This is a genomic window from Chryseobacterium endophyticum (genome assembly GCF_056333165.1).
The window spans coordinates 387,458-402,441 of record NZ_JBWGXE010000002.1 but is presented as its reverse complement, the minus strand read 5'-3'; the positions used below and the strand labels follow the sequence as shown (position 1 = coordinate 402,441).

15 protein-coding genes are annotated in these 14,984 nt (G+C 39.5%); 5 read left to right on the top strand and 10 right to left on the bottom strand.

All coding sequences use genetic code 11. From position 1 onward, the window contains the following. Positions 1 to 413: 413 nt before the first annotated feature. Positions 414 to 1,241, bottom strand: coding sequence for a hypothetical protein (locus AC0N32_RS06185; protein WP_476392989.1), 828 nt, complete (start codon positions 1,239 to 1,241; stop codon positions 414 to 416). After that, entirely contained in the window at positions 1,234 to 1,434 is a 201-nt protein-coding gene (locus AC0N32_RS06180) for a membrane lipoprotein lipid attachment site-containing protein (RefSeq protein ID WP_476392988.1), read from the bottom strand. The genes AC0N32_RS06185 and AC0N32_RS06180 overlap by 8 nt, the downstream gene beginning before the upstream one ends. A 206-nt stretch (positions 1,435 to 1,640) precedes the next feature. Here AC0N32_RS06180 and AC0N32_RS06175 point away from each other — a divergent pair, with 206 nt between their 5' ends. The 4 genes from AC0N32_RS06175 to AC0N32_RS06160 all read left to right on the top strand — a co-directional run bounded on the left by AC0N32_RS06175 (position 1,641) and on the right by AC0N32_RS06160 (position 3,414). Next, positions 1,641 to 2,237, top strand: a complete 597-nt coding sequence (locus AC0N32_RS06175; RefSeq protein WP_476392987.1) for a Crp/Fnr family transcriptional regulator — start codon at positions 1,641 to 1,643, stop codon at positions 2,235 to 2,237. Between the two features lie 93 nt (positions 2,238 to 2,330). Continuing rightward, positions 2,331 to 2,660 carry a DMT family transporter gene (locus AC0N32_RS06170; protein ID WP_476392986.1) on the top strand — a complete coding sequence of 110 codons (330 nt, stop codon included), beginning with the start codon at positions 2,331 to 2,333 and terminating at the stop codon, positions 2,658 to 2,660. A gap of 49 nt (positions 2,661 to 2,709) precedes the next feature. Then, a complete protein-coding gene (locus AC0N32_RS06165) occupies positions 2,710 to 3,174 on the top strand; it encodes a hypothetical protein (RefSeq protein WP_476392985.1) in 465 nt (154 codons plus the stop codon). Between the two features lie 30 nt (positions 3,175 to 3,204). Continuing rightward, positions 3,205 to 3,414, top strand: a complete 210-nt coding sequence (locus AC0N32_RS06160; protein ID WP_476392984.1) for a T9SS type A sorting domain-containing protein — start codon at positions 3,205 to 3,207, stop codon at positions 3,412 to 3,414. A 31-nt stretch (positions 3,415 to 3,445) separates the two neighbouring features. Here the strand turns inward: AC0N32_RS06160 and AC0N32_RS06155 are convergent, their stop codons facing one another. The 5 genes from AC0N32_RS06155 to gpmI form a co-directional block, all read right to left on the bottom strand. Further along, positions 3,446 to 4,213 (bottom strand): class I SAM-dependent methyltransferase, encoded by a 768-nt coding sequence (locus AC0N32_RS06155; RefSeq protein WP_476392983.1) that lies wholly within the window; start codon positions 4,211 to 4,213, stop codon positions 3,446 to 3,448. Continuing rightward, on the bottom strand, positions 4,213 to 5,022 hold the full coding sequence (map, locus tag AC0N32_RS06150; RefSeq protein WP_476392982.1) for a type I methionyl aminopeptidase: 810 nt from the start codon (positions 5,020 to 5,022) through the stop codon (positions 4,213 to 4,215). The genes AC0N32_RS06155 and map overlap by 1 nt, the downstream gene beginning before the upstream one ends. Positions 5,023 to 5,109: 87 nt before the next feature. Beyond that, positions 5,110 to 5,538 (bottom strand): BT0820 family HAD-type phosphatase, encoded by a 429-nt coding sequence (locus AC0N32_RS06145; protein ID WP_476392981.1) that lies wholly within the window; start codon positions 5,536 to 5,538, stop codon positions 5,110 to 5,112. Between the two features lie 93 nt (positions 5,539 to 5,631). Continuing rightward, positions 5,632 to 6,612 (bottom strand): acyl-ACP desaturase, encoded by a 981-nt coding sequence (locus tag AC0N32_RS06140; RefSeq protein ID WP_476392980.1) that lies wholly within the window; start codon positions 6,610 to 6,612, stop codon positions 5,632 to 5,634. A gap of 141 nt (positions 6,613 to 6,753) precedes the next feature. After that, positions 6,754 to 8,295: a 2,3-bisphosphoglycerate-independent phosphoglycerate mutase gene (gene gpmI, locus AC0N32_RS06135; protein WP_476392979.1), complete on the bottom strand. Its 1,542-nt coding sequence runs from the start codon at positions 8,293 to 8,295 to the stop codon at positions 6,754 to 6,756. A 138-nt stretch (positions 8,296 to 8,433) separates the two neighbouring features. Between gpmI and AC0N32_RS06130 the strand changes: the two genes are divergently transcribed. Then, positions 8,434 to 8,757 carry a translation initiation factor gene (locus AC0N32_RS06130; RefSeq protein ID WP_476392978.1) on the top strand — a complete coding sequence of 108 codons (324 nt, stop codon included), beginning with the start codon at positions 8,434 to 8,436 and terminating at the stop codon, positions 8,755 to 8,757. 375 nt (positions 8,758 to 9,132) lie between these two features. On the opposite strand, the gene AC0N32_RS06125 is transcribed toward AC0N32_RS06130, so the two are convergent. The 3 genes from AC0N32_RS06125 to AC0N32_RS06115 all read right to left on the bottom strand — a co-directional run bounded on the left by AC0N32_RS06125 (position 9,133) and on the right by AC0N32_RS06115 (position 14,774). After that, positions 9,133 to 10,032, bottom strand: coding sequence for a leucine-rich repeat domain-containing protein (locus tag AC0N32_RS06125; RefSeq protein ID WP_476392977.1), 900 nt, complete (start codon positions 10,030 to 10,032; stop codon positions 9,133 to 9,135). A 58-nt stretch (positions 10,033 to 10,090) separates the two neighbouring features. Further along, complete coding sequence (locus AC0N32_RS06120) at positions 10,091 to 12,235, bottom strand: PhoX family protein (protein ID WP_476392976.1); 2,145 nt, start codon at positions 12,233 to 12,235, stop codon at positions 10,091 to 10,093. A gap of 703 nt (positions 12,236 to 12,938) precedes the next feature. Next, positions 12,939 to 14,774 (bottom strand): cytochrome-c peroxidase, encoded by a 1,836-nt coding sequence (locus AC0N32_RS06115; RefSeq protein ID WP_476392975.1) that lies wholly within the window; start codon positions 14,772 to 14,774, stop codon positions 12,939 to 12,941. Positions 14,775 to 14,984: the final 210 nt, after the last annotated feature.

Sequence of the window (14,984 nt, the reverse complement as noted above, 5' to 3'; positions counted from 1 at the left end):
AATTAATTATATTTAGTTTAACCTCAAAAATACTTACAATATTCCGAAAAACACTCATGTTTTCGTGATTATACTTGTGCCTGCCACAGCAGGATCAACTTATTTTCAGGCTTAAAAAAAAATCTCTAAAACACGCAGCAATATTTATTCCACTAAATCAATGTTTTAGAAATAATATTAACAAAATTTAAAAAGCAGGTCATATATTTTCTTTAAAAATCATAATTCACGGCACAGTGTTTGAATAAAGACTGACAACACTTTTTCACTTAAATATATACTTTCAATTTCTAAACCCCTGTGTAAATCAGGGGTTTATTATCTTTAGCCGAAAACCACTTTAAGAATCACAGTCTTATTAAAGTAATTGTTTAACATTCGCCGCAGAAAACTTTTTAAAGGTGTGATTTTTATTAAAATTTCTGAGTGGTTACTTCCCCACTATTGAGATTCAGGGTACAGCCGTCAATGAGAATATGTCCTTTAAGATTTTTCACAAACATTGTTTTGCCGCTGTTGAAATCTCTGGTGTTGAAATTCTTAACGTTCCTGGCATTAATAAGCATCACCGGACCATCTCCCTTACATGTAGCTTTTACGCCTTCTTCAATAATAAGTGCCGTATTATCACTCAACCCTAGTCCGAAATATTCTTTATTGAGAATCACGGTTTTAATAAGCTTTCTGAATCCTGTCTCGTAATCGAATTCCGTGTCGATAATGCAGCTGTTGACAAATCCCAGCCCGTTTACCACTCTCGATCCATGCATAAAAGCACCCGGAATACACATAGCTCCGACATTGATCCCGATAATCATAAAACTTTCTTCCAGAAGATATTTTTTGTAAAGAATTTTTAATATCGAAGATTTCTGCAGAATGCGGCAGATGTTGGCAGGATCATCCATAAAGATGACGATATTAGCCCTTGCGAGACGGGATGAAACCATTTCCTGGTTTTTGTCTTCACTACTAACGTTCAGGAAGTTGAAGTTGTGATATCCTGCCTCCAGCAGCTTTTCAGAGTACATTTTTATAATTTCATATTTGCCGTCTCCTGTGATGACAAATTCCAACGGAGTTCGTTTATCCACTTTCATTGTTTTGAGGATATTACACAAAAAGGAGTGCTGATCGCGGTTTTTATTTTCGTTTTCAGCAATTTCTTCAGAGTTTCTTAACATAACAAGCCTGCCTTTCGGAACCATATCTGAATCTTTTTTAGCCGTTAAATTATTCATTGTCTGTATGTACATCTTTAAGGCGGTCCTGGTCCTGAAGGGTGTCTGATCGCTGTTCCAAAGTATTGATCGTATCCGACTGTGGATTATTTACAGATTCTCTTTTATTGTTCTGATCGGTATACTGTGTTTCAGACTTGGTACAGGCCGTGAGGAGATACAGCACGCATGCTGCAAGAATAATCTTTTTCATATATCTTAATTTTTTTGATGTGATCAAACTTATTTAATTATTCATATCAATTTTATGACAGAGATCACAAGTGGTACCGGGTTTTGATCAACATAAGATTTTATTGTTTATCTTTATGATCTCAGTCATAAACATCATCTTTCCCTTTTAATACATTTAATCAATGTGGTATCAGAGGTTATGTTTAAATAAAACCTTTTTATTTTATGTTAATTGAAGAAGAACTTTTACTTTCTTACGGAGCCGAAAAAGAAGACTTTAAACCTTCAGATGTTATATTTGAAGAAAACAGTACGCCCCGCTATTATTACCAGATCATCAACGGCAGAATAAAGCTTAACCATTATAACGATGAGGGGAAAGAACTCATTCTGGCCATATTGAGCAAAGGGCTGAGCGTGTGTGAGCTACTCCTGTTTATCGATGAAAAATACCCCGTCAATGCCATTGCCTTTGAGGATACAACCGTATTAAAATTGCCAAAAGCATATTTCGTCAGACTTCTTGATGAAAACCCACAGACTTCAAGAGATATCAATAAATTTTTATCCGAGCGTCTTTATCAGAAATATATTATGCTTGAAAATAATGCTTCCCTGCGTCCTGATGTACGGATCAAAGGAGCGCTTAATTACCAGAAAAGCTTCAGTGCCGACCAGTCTAAATTTTCGTTCGAGGTACCGCTCACCAGGCAGCAGATTGCATCCATCACCGCTTTACGTGTAGAAACAGTCATCAGAACCATCAAAAAGCTTGAAAGAGAAGATTTTGTGAAAATTATCAACCGGAAAATTTATATCTGAAGCTCATTTTAAATTCTTAATTAAACCTTTTTAAAATCAGTTTTTTCTGATTTTTGTTTTTAAATTCTGAACTTTGCAGCATAAACAGGAAAAATGAATTGGATTATCTTAGTTATTGCAGGATTATTTGAAGTTGCCTTCGCATCTTGTCTCGGAAAAGTAAAAGAAACCACCGGAACGACGATGTACTGGTGGTTTGCAGGTTTCCTGGTTTCGCTGACCATCAGTATGCTTTTACTCATCAAAGCAACACAGACCCTGCCCATCGGAACCGCCTATGCAGTCTGGACAGGAATCGGTGCCGTAGGAACAGCACTGATGGGAATTTTCTTTTTTAAAGATCCCGTAAGTTTTTGGAGAATATTTTTTATTGTGACGCTTATCGGGTCTGTTGTCGGCTTAAAAGCGGTTTCTTCACACTAAATTTAAATTAGAGGAAATTAAATTTTATATCTTAGCAAAAACTAATATTATGAAAAAAACTTTACTGTTTTTACTTGCCGGTATTTCCCTCTCTGCACAAAACACTTCTGAATTGCTTAACACAAACTGGTATATTTCACAGATGACCGAAGGTTCGCAGACAACTTCTACTCCTGCTATGGATATAGTCCTGCAGCCGTCTGTATTTACTTTATCATCGGGGAATTATATTTTTAATTCAAAGTATGTTAATTCAAGTGGTTTTTCACTGGTTTTTTCCGGGACGGCAGATTCCTTTTCCATTGTAAATACTGGTGGGTGTACGTTGCAGGATTACTGGGGAAGCAATATGGCAGCCGTTCAGGCGTATGACCAGAAGAATTGCAGCTTTTATCTAAAACCTGCCGGTTATGTCTTTAATTACCAGGTGGTCTCTAACGGTTCGGGGAAAAGTCTCGTGATTACAGACAGTACCAATGGCAATAAAATATATTACAACAGTTTTTTTCTTTAAAGCAAAGAAACCTCAAAAAAAGAATCTTTTTTGATTTCGCAGAATCCTGTCAAAGAAAATCTTGTATTGAGAAATGTTGAGCCCGGTCTTTCTTTTCAGATTGTAAATGCTGCAGGACAGATCGTTATTGAAGGAAAAACATCCGGAAAAGAAACTCAGATCAATACGGCAGATATCGTTATAGGCCAGTATTTCGTGATCGTTCAGGGAAGAAAACCTCAAAAATTTATAAAAGAATAAAGATGAAAAAAAGTCTCCCGATCCGGAGACTTTATTTTTTATATACTAAAGGTAAAATTTCATTTTTTCTGAGTCCGTATTTCATAATTTCTTCATCAGAAAACTGCTGGGAATAGAAATTGGCATCCGTTTCAAAACCTGCTTTCTGAAGCCGGTCGAAATAATCCATACCGTACCATCGAACGTGGTCATACTGCCCAAAGTGTTTTTGACGTTCTTTTGGATCTTTAATGGTAAAATCTTCGTACGTTTTTTCCAGAGCATTTTTCATAGGAACCTGGAGAATTCCCCATCCGCCTGGTCTTAAAACCCTGTAGAGTTCGCTCATTGCTTTGGAGTCGTCTTCGATATGTTCGAGTACATGATTACAGAAAATAATATCGAAACTTTCGTTTTCGAAAGGGAGATCAAGAATATCTGCTTTTACGTCCACAATCGGAGAAAATAAATCTGCTGAAATATAATTCAGGTTTCTCATTCTCTTAAATTTACGTAAAAATTCCTGTTCCGGAGCGATGTGTAGGACCTTATAATTTTTAATGAAAAAATCAGTTTCATTCTGAAGGTACAGCCACATCTGGCGGTGTCTTTCCAGGCTCAATGTGCCGGGTGACAATGCATTTTCCCTTTGTTTTCCGTAGCCGTAAGGAAGGAATTTCCTGTACGACCTCCCGTCGATAGGATCAACGAAGCGGTCACCTTTAAAAAGCTGATAAATGAGAGGTCTCGCCCAAATGCTTATTTTAATTAGCATCGGTCGGGGAATTTTATTTAATACAAGTTTAGCAACCTTTTTCATTAAAAATCCAATTGGAAAGCTTTTTCCTCGTCACTTACAATGCCCAAAGCATCGTAAATATATTGGAAAGTGGATAACAGCACCGGTTTACCGTTAATGACGGCCACATCATGCTCGAAATGCGCAGACGGCTGATTGTCAAGAGTGGTAACCGTCCATCCGTCATTGTGAAACTTCACTTTTTCGGTGCCGAGATTGATCATCGGTTCAATTGCAATCGTTAAACCGTCTTTGATAACTTTTCCGCTTCCCTGTCTTCCGTAATTAGGAACCTGCGGATCCTCATGCATCTGTCTTCCTACTCCATGACCTACCAGTTCTCTCACCACGCCATAGCCTTCTTTCTCACAATGTGCCTGGATCGCATGTGAAATGTCTCCGATCCTTTTCCCTCTTACACACTGCGCGATCCCCTTATAAAGAGATTCTTTGGCAACTTTCAGGAGTTTTTTGGTTTCGGGTTTTACCTCTCCGATTTCGAATGTATAGGCATGATCTCCGACAAATCCGTTTAAGATGGCACCGCAATCTACGGATAATACATCTCCTTCTTTGATCTCTTCTTTGCTCGGAAAACCATGAACAACCTGTTCGTTCGGTGAAATACATAGTGAATACGGAAATCCTCCGTATCCTAAAAATGCAGGTTCGGCACCGTGATCTTTGATAAAATCGTGTGCCAGTTTATCTAAATGCAAAGTGGTAACTCCAGGTTTGATCTCTTTGGCCAGCATCCCCAATGTTCTGGAAACCAACTGAGCACTTTGCTTCATAAGACGCAATTCGTCTATTGTTTTTAACTGAATCATGTAAATTAATGTAACAATTTAAAAATTAACAATGTAACAATTAAAAATTGGTAAGCTGTTACACTGATACATTGTTAGATTTATTCTTTACCAGAATAATCCTTTTTTCTTTTCTTTTTTAAGTTTTGAATAGGCCAAAACTTCTTTTCCTTCTACGCGGAATTCTATTCTTTCCTGAATAATATTATAGATTTCTCCCCAACCCGGAAAACCTCCCAAATTCCTGTCGTCGATGAACCAGTCTGCATCAATTTTTCTGGATTGATTTTCAGAATCAAAAACTTCTCCTTCAAAACTTGAGTTTACCGCATAAAATTCAACACCTTGTTTCTTGCAGAATTCTACCGCTTCATCCAGTGTTTTTCCATGTCGGTACGTCCATAAAATAAGACGGTATCCTTCAGCCTGAAGTTTTTTTAAGGTTTCAAAAGCAAAAATTTTGGGCTTGCCGATTGCCGGATAAGCATCATCAACAATAGTTCCGTCGAAATCAACAGCAATTTTTTTGTTATTCATTCTGTGAATTTGTTTTTAGAGATGCAAAGATACAAATAAAAAAAGTGCCAGAAATAATTCGGCACTCTTTACTTTTATAATTTAAGGGTTAAATTAACTTTTCACCCAATTGAACTGAAACTGAAGATCAGGCGTTGAAATCCTGTCTGTAATTTTCTGAAGTCTTGCCGGAAGTTTCATCAGGTATTCCTGTGCTTTCTCGGCTTTTTCGTTAAGACCTTTCACATGCTCGATCTTCCATTCGTCAAGGAGTTCTTTCATGATATTGATGTAATCCTGTCCGGTATAGACCATACATCTTTGTGCGGCGTCTGAAAAGTGACCCCAAAGCTCTCCCGCTTTCTGACCGGATTGTCTCATCATGTGAGCCGGCATCACGATTTTCTTACGCATCATATCTTCAAAGGCAAGGATCATTTCGGAAGGATCGATTTCGAGGATTTTAGCTACGAAATGTTTGTATGCTTTGGCGTGTCTTGCTTCATCTGCTGCGATCACCCCGCACATTTTGGCAAGTTTTCCGTTACCTGATTGTTTTGCTAGTGTACCTACTCTTCGGTGAGAAATATTGGTAGCGGTTTCCTGAAAGCTTGTGTATATAAAGTTACGGTAAGGATCCATACTTGTTCCCAGATCGAAACCATCGTTGATCAGATATTGGGTTGTCACTTCTACTTCTCTCATATTTACCCTTCCGCAGAGGTAAAGGTATTTGCTGAGAAGATCTCCGTGGCGGTTTTCTTCAGCGGTCCATGCTCTTACCCAGTGTGCCCATCCGATCTCTCGCTGTTCCTGGTCTACGCCATCCACGCCCATAAGCCATGATTCGTAAGAGGGCAATGCTTCTTCCGTAATACAGTCACCAATCAGGGTTACGAAAAGATCATACGGCATTTCGCGGGCAAAGGTCTGGATCTCTTCAAGATCATATTTAAATTCATTGCTTGAAGGATCAGGAAGATAGTCTGAAGGCTGCCAAATTTTTTCAATTGGCGTTAAAAATTTATCCAGAAAAGAGCCCACTTCCTTTTCCAAAATTCCCATTACTTCTTTCCTTACAAGCTTTTGATACATTTTTTAAATTTAGGATTAATTCGCAAAGTTAAAGTTTTATTTATTATTTAAAACATAATATTCTGTTAATTCTTCTGATATTGGTCATAAAAATTGCCGTCATATAAAGTATAACGGCAATTTTTCTATATTATTCTGTACCTAGCTCACTAATATATCCCCTGTCATAATCTCCGGGATTTCTACTCCCATTACCTTTAAAATGGTCGGGGCCACATCACCAAGTTTGCCGGGTTTCAGATTCCAGGTGTGGTCTTTATCCATGACAATGAAAGGAACCAGATTCGTGGAATGCTGTGTATTCGGGGTACCGTCCGGGTTGATCATCACGTCAGAATTTCCGTGGTCGGCAAGAATGAAAACGGCATAGCCATGTTCATAAGCCGTAGTCGCTACCTTTTCTATGCACTTGTCTACTGTTTCCGCTGCTTTTACCGCTGCTTCAAAAACACCGGTATGCCCTACCATATCGGTATTGGCGAAATTTAAACAAACAAAATCTGCGGTTTCATTCTCCAGTTCAGGAACGATGGCATCGGTAATATCATACGCTGACATTTCCGGCTTAAGGTCATACGTCGGTACGTCTTTAGGGCTCGGGCACAGTAATCTTTTTTCCCCGTTGAAAGGTTCTTCTCTTCCTCCTGAAAAGAAGAAGGTTACGTGCGGATATTTCTCCGTTTCTGCGATTCTGATCTGTGTTTTGTGGTTTCTTTCAAGGATTTCACCCATGGTTTCCTTAAGGACTTCTTCATCGAAAACGACATGTACATCTTTAAAGGTTTTATCATAATTGGTCAAAGTCACATAATAAAGCGGCAGTTTTCTCATAAAATAATCCGGGTGATCCTGCTGGGTAAGCACTTCTGTGATCTCACGGCCCCGGTCTGTACGGAAATTGAAACAGATCACGACATCATGATCGTTGATTTTAGCAACAGGAACAACATTTCCGATCGCTGTAGAATCGATCATGATGATCGGCTTCATGAATTCATCGGTAATATTTTCGTCATAAGACTTTTGAATCTCCAGTAATGCATTGGTCGTTTGGGCACCTACACCTTCTACCATTGCATCGTAAGCAATTTTTACACGCTCCCATCTCTTGTCTCTGTCCATCGCGTAGTATCTTCCTACTACGGTAGCCAGCTTTCCGACTGTTTTTTCCATGTGGTGCTGGAGATCTTCAATAAATCCTTTTCCGGAATGCGGATCGCAATCACGGCCGTCGGTGAAGGCGTGAACAAAAACATTTTCATGTAAACCGAATTCGTGAGCAGCCGTTAAAAGGCCTTTCAGGTGATTGATATGCGAATGTACACCACCATCGGAAACCAGCCCGATAAAGTGCAGTTTTTTATTTTCTCTTTTAGCATATTCGAAGGCATCCTGAATCACTTTCTGCTGGCCCAATGATCCGTTTTCCACGGCCATGTTCAGCTTTACAAGATTTTGGTATACGACTCTTCCTGCGCCCAGGTTCATGTGTCCTACTTCAGAGTTTCCCATCTGCCCGGCAGGTAATCCTACGGCCAGTCCGCTCGCTTCAAGCGTGGTGTGCGGAAAATTTTTAAGACAGTTATCTATAAATGGAGTGTTTGCTTTGTCAATGGCTGAAACGTCCGGATTCATTCCCAATCCCCATCCGTCAAGGATGGCCAATATTGCTTTTTTCGACATTTTGTATAAACTTTTGTATGACAAATTTATCTATTTTGAAATGAATTTAAGAACAGGCAGACTTAAAATTTGTTTAAAATTGAGTTTTACCTATAAGGATTTGAAAATTTTGGAAAAATATTTTATTAATTTTGCCTCATGGACTTAAGAGATCAACTAAAAAACCTTTTTCCTGATCATGAGGAGCAGGATTTTGAAATGCCTGAAGAAGCATTTAAACAAAAAGAACCGCTTATCTGTAAATTTGAGAAGAAAGGCCGGAACGGTAAACCCGTAACCATTGTTGAAGGATGGGAAGGCAGTGAAGAAGATCTTAAGAAAGTATCTAAAAAAATAAAAACCACCTTAGGAATCGGTGGCTCTGAAAAGGATGGAACGATCATTATTCAGGGTGATAACCGTGATAAGATCATGAATATCCTTAAAGAAATGGGGTATAAAACCAAAAGAGTCGGCGGATAGGTTTGTTTTACTAAAGCTCGTTTTCAAACGCGAGGATCGCAAGGATTTGTTGAAATTATTGCGTATATCTTCGATCGCAAGGGCATTTCATTCAGCAAATGGTAGCAGAAAAGAAGTTTTTGCGGTTTAAATTATAAAAGTCTGAGCCTTAAGATTTAAGAATTGTTTTTAACGTAATATTTGCGAAACTACACGGATGTAGAGTGTTTTTTTTCGTTCATATTCGCATCGATTATATCCAATCTTCAATTTTCATTTGATTTAAGTGTTCTGCTATCATTTGCTGAACGAAGTGCCTTCGCGATCAAAAAAATATACGCAACCATTTCAATCAATCCTTGCGATCATTGCGTTAAAAATATATTCCAATATTTTTCAAAAATAAATCTGCGTTTCCGGCATTATTTTTTTCAGGTTTTCGATGGTTGTTTTTTCCATCGGGTTTCCGGTTAATATTAAGGTTTTAAGATTTTTAAGCTTTGAAAATTCCTTCGGGAGATCTTTCAGGTTGTTATTCGCCAGGTTCATGCTGACTACATTTTTGAGGCCTTTTACTTTGGGTGAAATTTCCTGGATGCTGTTCTGGCTTACATTTAAAAACTCAAGATTTTTTGATCTGAATAAACCGTCAGGAAGTTTCCTAATAGAATTCTGCTGCAGTTCCAGGTATTTGATCTGCTTCGGAAATTCCAGCGCTCCCAGGTCGTTGAGCTGATTGGCAGAAAGGTTTAATGATTTTAAATTTTTAATTTCATCAAGGTCTTTCGCCATATAACTGATCTGGTTTCCCTGCAGGTTGATCTCTTCCAGGCTTGGAATCTTTAGTAAAGCTTCCGGGAAAACATTAAGATTGTTGGCATCCAGATGAATGACTTTCAGTTTCTGAAGTTTGGCCAGGTTCGGGTTAATGCTTGTCAGGCCGTTTAAATTAATGGAAAAGCTTTCCAGCTTCTGAAGCTCGGCGATTTCATCCGGAATATACTTAATGCTGTTTTCATTAAGATTTAAGATCGATAATTCTTTCAGTTTAAAGATCGATTCATCCATTTTCTCAAGCTTGTTTTCCATTAAATTCAGAAAGAATATGGAATTGAGTTTTTGGATGTCAGCCGGAAGATTAAAGATCTTTTTACCCCTGAAGCTCATGCTGTAGACCTTCTTCCCGCTATTCAGCGCCTCGTCTACATTGGTGTAGGTGGGATATTTTACAGGATCGATCTGGGCTTTTGCCTGTGAAAGGATAAGGATAAAGACAGAGAAAAACAACTTTTTCATAGAATAGAAAAAGCTACCGGCAATGAAGATTACCGGCAGCTGTGTAGTAATTAATAATTTATTTTTTCAGCAATTTTACGGTCTGCTGGAATCCTCCTTCTGCTTCGATATTTAAAATCAAAACTCTTGAGGCCTCAAGCTGTCTCGTAAAATCAAGGTCCAGCATTTTGTTCAGCCCTGAATATTTCTGGGTGAAAACAATTTTACCGTCAATGCTGTAAGCCGTTACCGCAATATTCTTCAATCCTTTCGGAGCGTTGATCTTTACCATTCCTGAGGTAGGGTTCGGAGCTACAGTCACTGTATTTTCCGTATGGGTATCGATCGTACCTAGTGTTCCGGTTGTTCCTAAATTGTTTTTAAGAGCGATAACCACCGTTGCAGATTTTCCTCTGTAGTCGATGGTGTTTCCTGTAGCATCAACATCGGTAGAGATGGTAGAATCCGGATGCTGAACCGAGAAGAATCCGAATTTATGATCCGGGGTAAAGGTAAGACCTGTCGGTTCCGAACCTGCCGGCATGGAAGCAAATAATCTCACTTTAGGGTTGGCCTGCGTGTGATCCGGAGCTACGACCCAGATGTAGTTTTTACCACCATCCTGAAGTACCCAAAGGTTTCCAAGTTCATCAAACGTAAGGTTGTCGTTTCCGTCCCCCCAGGCTTCCGTTTTTGTTCCCTGAGCGGTTTCAAAAGAATAGTTCGTATTAAGACCTCCCACGAAAGTTTCCACCTGTGAAGCGGTAGTTCCGTCGTCTTTTAATCGATATACTTTATTCAATCCTTTAGCGGTAAAATAAATTTTCCCGTCGATCGGACTGATATCGACATCTTCAATCCCGTTGAAAGAAGTCCCTCCAAGAGATTGTGCCAGAGATGCCGTGTTGTTCTGATCGGCTTTTGTTTTATTAGGAACCTGAACCCATGTTGCCGTAGTAGCTACAGGATCTCCTCCGCTTAATCCCTGATCAAGTTTCAGTACATAAAGGTTTCCTGAAGAAAGGTTGTTCGGCGTATCCATTACATATTTATATACCATGTGCGTACCGCCGTCTTCACCGTAATAAGCTATAGTTCCGGCATTGTTGATCACGACATTCTCGTGGTTCATGATACCCATCTGCCAAAGTTTTCCTTTAGATCCGTCGGCGTTCTGAGAAATCACCTGAGCGGTTACAGGATCGATTTCTACCAGCCATCCGTAATCTCTCATTCCGTCTGCATTCACGTCATTGGAAGTCGTCTGCTCTTCTGCCGTTACGATGGTTCCCCAAGGGGTAACGCCTCCCGAACAGTTTCTGATGGTCTGTACAAGGCTCGGTGCAGAGAAGCTTACCGCTCTGGATCTTGTCAGCTCCCAAAGTTTAGATGTTGCATTATAGTTGATTTCCGCCATGGTAACCCCGCCCGGGTTGGTTTCATGGTTTACGGAAAGATAACCGTTGGTGCTGCTGGCGTTTTTAGCGACATAAGCTGTAAAGTCATTCTGTCCGCCTACTAATCCTCCTCCTTCAGTATAGTTGTCTCCTTCTTTCAGGATCAGCTGATATTTGTGTTCTGCAGGGATGATCAGTTTTCCGGTTTGCGCAGTCGGTACGATGGATGTAAAGCAGCTGATATGGGCAGCATTACAAGGAACAGGCGTTCCGGTACCGGTTGTTTTCAGGTAAGCATCTATTCTAAGATCTGAGCTTTCTGCGCCTCTGTTGTGAAGTTCGATCGAAATCCTGTTGGTTCCGTTTACGAATTTTGATTTGGGAATGGAAAAAATATTGTAAATATTTTCATCAGAACCGCTGATGGTCGTTGAAGACCAGGTCGTGAAATCAACTGCTCCTGAAGGCATGTTGTCTCTTACCACCTCTTCTCCGTTCAGGTACACAATGATTCCGTCATCTCTCATTACCCCAAATTCCATGGTGGAAGAAAGGTCATTAAGATTTACGGTAAAATCTTTAGCAAAATAAGCCGTGATAAGCCCTGTAGCGGTTGTTGTGGTTACAGGATCACCATATCCCAGCGGTCCGTTACCCTGTGACCATGCCGATACATCAAAGTTGGCATTTTTCCATTGTGAAGCCAGTGCGGTGTTGGTGTCGTTGTACTTCCAAGAAGAATTCTTGTTGAAGATAAAGGTCTGGGCGTTCAATAAAGAACCCGTGACCATTGCAAGAGCTGCAACTGTTAGTAGTTTTCTTTTCATTTTAAATTTCGATTTATTAAGACATTGCAAAACTATTTTTTTGCGGTGAACTGCCTATTAATAGGAGTTTAAATAAATCTGCCCAAATATTAATTAATGGAAAATTTAATGTTAATGGGGTTAAGTTTGTGTTAAATGATGCTCAGGATTTATAGAGAGTAAAAACGGGTTAAAGTTTTAACCACAAATCGAAGATTCGACGAAGTCAAAAGTTACAAAAGATTTAAGCTGCTCAGCGTGAAGATAGTCAGAACACATAAGAATAAAAATCTGAGATTTTCATGGCTGTCGGCTGTTTTGCATGAATTATTGCTTACTGCACCCGGATTATTGCTTAGTTAACATGGCTGACGGCTCTTTTTCATGGTTAAAACCTTACTTCACTTGATTAAAGAGGGTTTGCAGTAGGTTAATAGCGTTTTGCACTCGGTTAAAATGGATTTGCAGCAGGTAAATGGTGATTATTGCAGACAAATATCGATTTGCAATAGGTAAATAGCGTTTTGCACTCGGTTAAAATGGATTTGCAGCAGGTAAATGGTGATTATTGCAGGCAAATATCGTTTGCAGTAGGTAAATGACGTTTTGCACTCGGTTAAAATGGTGATGAATATAGGTGCTACCGAAAAATAAGCTCCCGCAGATCATGGTGATTATGCAGATTTTTTTTAATCTGCTCAATCTGCACAATCTGCGGGAGTAATTACTTAACCTTCGTTTTGCTGATGTCGGTAAGCGAATTAAGGAATGCGATGATCTGCCTGATTTCAGTCTTTGAGAGATTGAGCTTGTCGGGAGCGAGGGTCTGGTTTTTCATTTTTATTCCTAATCCTTCTCCCCCGCCTTCGTTGTAGAAATCGAGAACTTCTTCCAAGGTATTGAAAGCACCGTTGTGGAAATACGGTTTTGTCAATGCAATATTTCTTACGGTGACGGTCTTGAAAGAGTTTTCGTAGATCCATGAATTCTCTTTCCTTACCGGGCTGTTGATTCTTCCTTTGTCGGCATCGAGCTCAACCGGTTTCTGATTGATCGGTTTTGCCGTTACGCCCAGTACTTCAGATTCATTTTCATTAAATAAGGGGGGAACCAGTCCTGAGAAGTTGGGGGCAAAGTGACAGGTCGCACAGTTGGCCTTTCCCATAAACAGATTAAAGCCCTGTCTGGCATCGGCAGAGATTTCTTTTTCATTCCTCATGAATTGATCGAAGTCACTTTCGTAAGAATATAAGGAGGCTACATATGAACTGAGGGCTTTTGAAAAATGCTCGCGACTGATATTACGGTTGCCGAAAGCTTTGGCAAATGCTTTTTTGTATTCGGGTTTTGCTCTGAGCTTTTTAATGATGTTTTCGTAACTGGTGTTGAATTCGTCTTTGTTGTAAATAACGTGTTCGGCCTGTTGCTCAAGGTAGAATGCTCTCAGATCATAAAAGAATCTTTTGGCAAAAACGGCATTGTATAAAGTAGGCGAATTTCTTAACACGGTCTTTCCGTCGACGTTGCTCTGGGATTTGGCCTTAAGATCGGTGAATGCATTTTCGGGAAGATGGCAGGTTGCACAGCTCATTTTGCCGTTGTCGCTGATGTTGGTGTCGTAAAAGATCTGTTTTCCCAGTTTTCGTAATGTTTCGCTGTCTTCTTCTTTATCAAGCAATGTATAGAAATACGGATCGAGGAAATCGCTGCTGAAAAAATCGGTACTGGCGGCATTCCAACCGGAAAATTCTTTCAGGTCATCCGTTCTTCCGTCCCAGTTTCCGAGTTCTTTGTATAAGGGCTGAATGTATTTTTTGTAAAATTCGATCCGGTCGAAACTTTCGAAATCAGTATAGGCCCAAAGGTATTCTATGCCTGAAGTGAATAAAGCATTGGCTTTTTCCGTTTTGTAATTCTTAAAGTAAGGATCGTCATTCATGTATTTTTGCATCCCTGAAAATGCATGCCGCGTTTCTTCGGAGATGTTGAGCGATCCCGGGGTATCGAATCCGGTAACCCCAAGGCTGTATATTCTTATAAGTTCCACTCTCAGCGGGAGGGTTTTATTGTTTCCCTTGCTGAGTCCGTTCTTTACGGAGCTGATATAAAAATTAGCATAGCTGTTAAAAAGAAAATCGGTGATGGTTTTTATTTCTTCCTTTTTTTCATCGGCTTCGTCGGAAAATATCATCTCGTCCAGAACCTGAAGCCCTTCGGGAGGCAGTGTATAAGCCGTAGTACCCGCCGCTTCGATATGGAACAAGGGCGCAGCATTGAGATGCGTTTTGGTGAATTCGGGATAATGGTATGCGACGTAGAATTCTATTTCCTTGAAAGCGTTCCTGGTTTCTCTTAATGTTTTGCGGAGTTCTTCAAGCGCTATTTTATCATCGGAAAATCGGTAGGCATCTGATTTTAAATGGTCGAGTTTTGTTTTAAAATCCGTTAAGCCTGCATTAATGATGGAATTTTCAGAGGCATAGCCTTTGTGTACGGGATTAAAAGACATTGCGGCAATGCCGAGCAATATAAAGATAACAGCCAGCGGATAAAACTTCATTTAATTTTTTGCGCAAAACTATTGATCGAAAAGTTTCCGGAGGTTACAACAACTTTAAATTTGAATTAAATAATATTTACGCCGGACTGGTCTTTTCGCATTCTACTTATATTTAAACATTAAGGAGTTAAGATTTTTTTAGGTTGAAAAATTATTTATGAGTAGAACGTTATGTGTAAAGGTTAAGAATAAACAAAGTTTATTTTAATT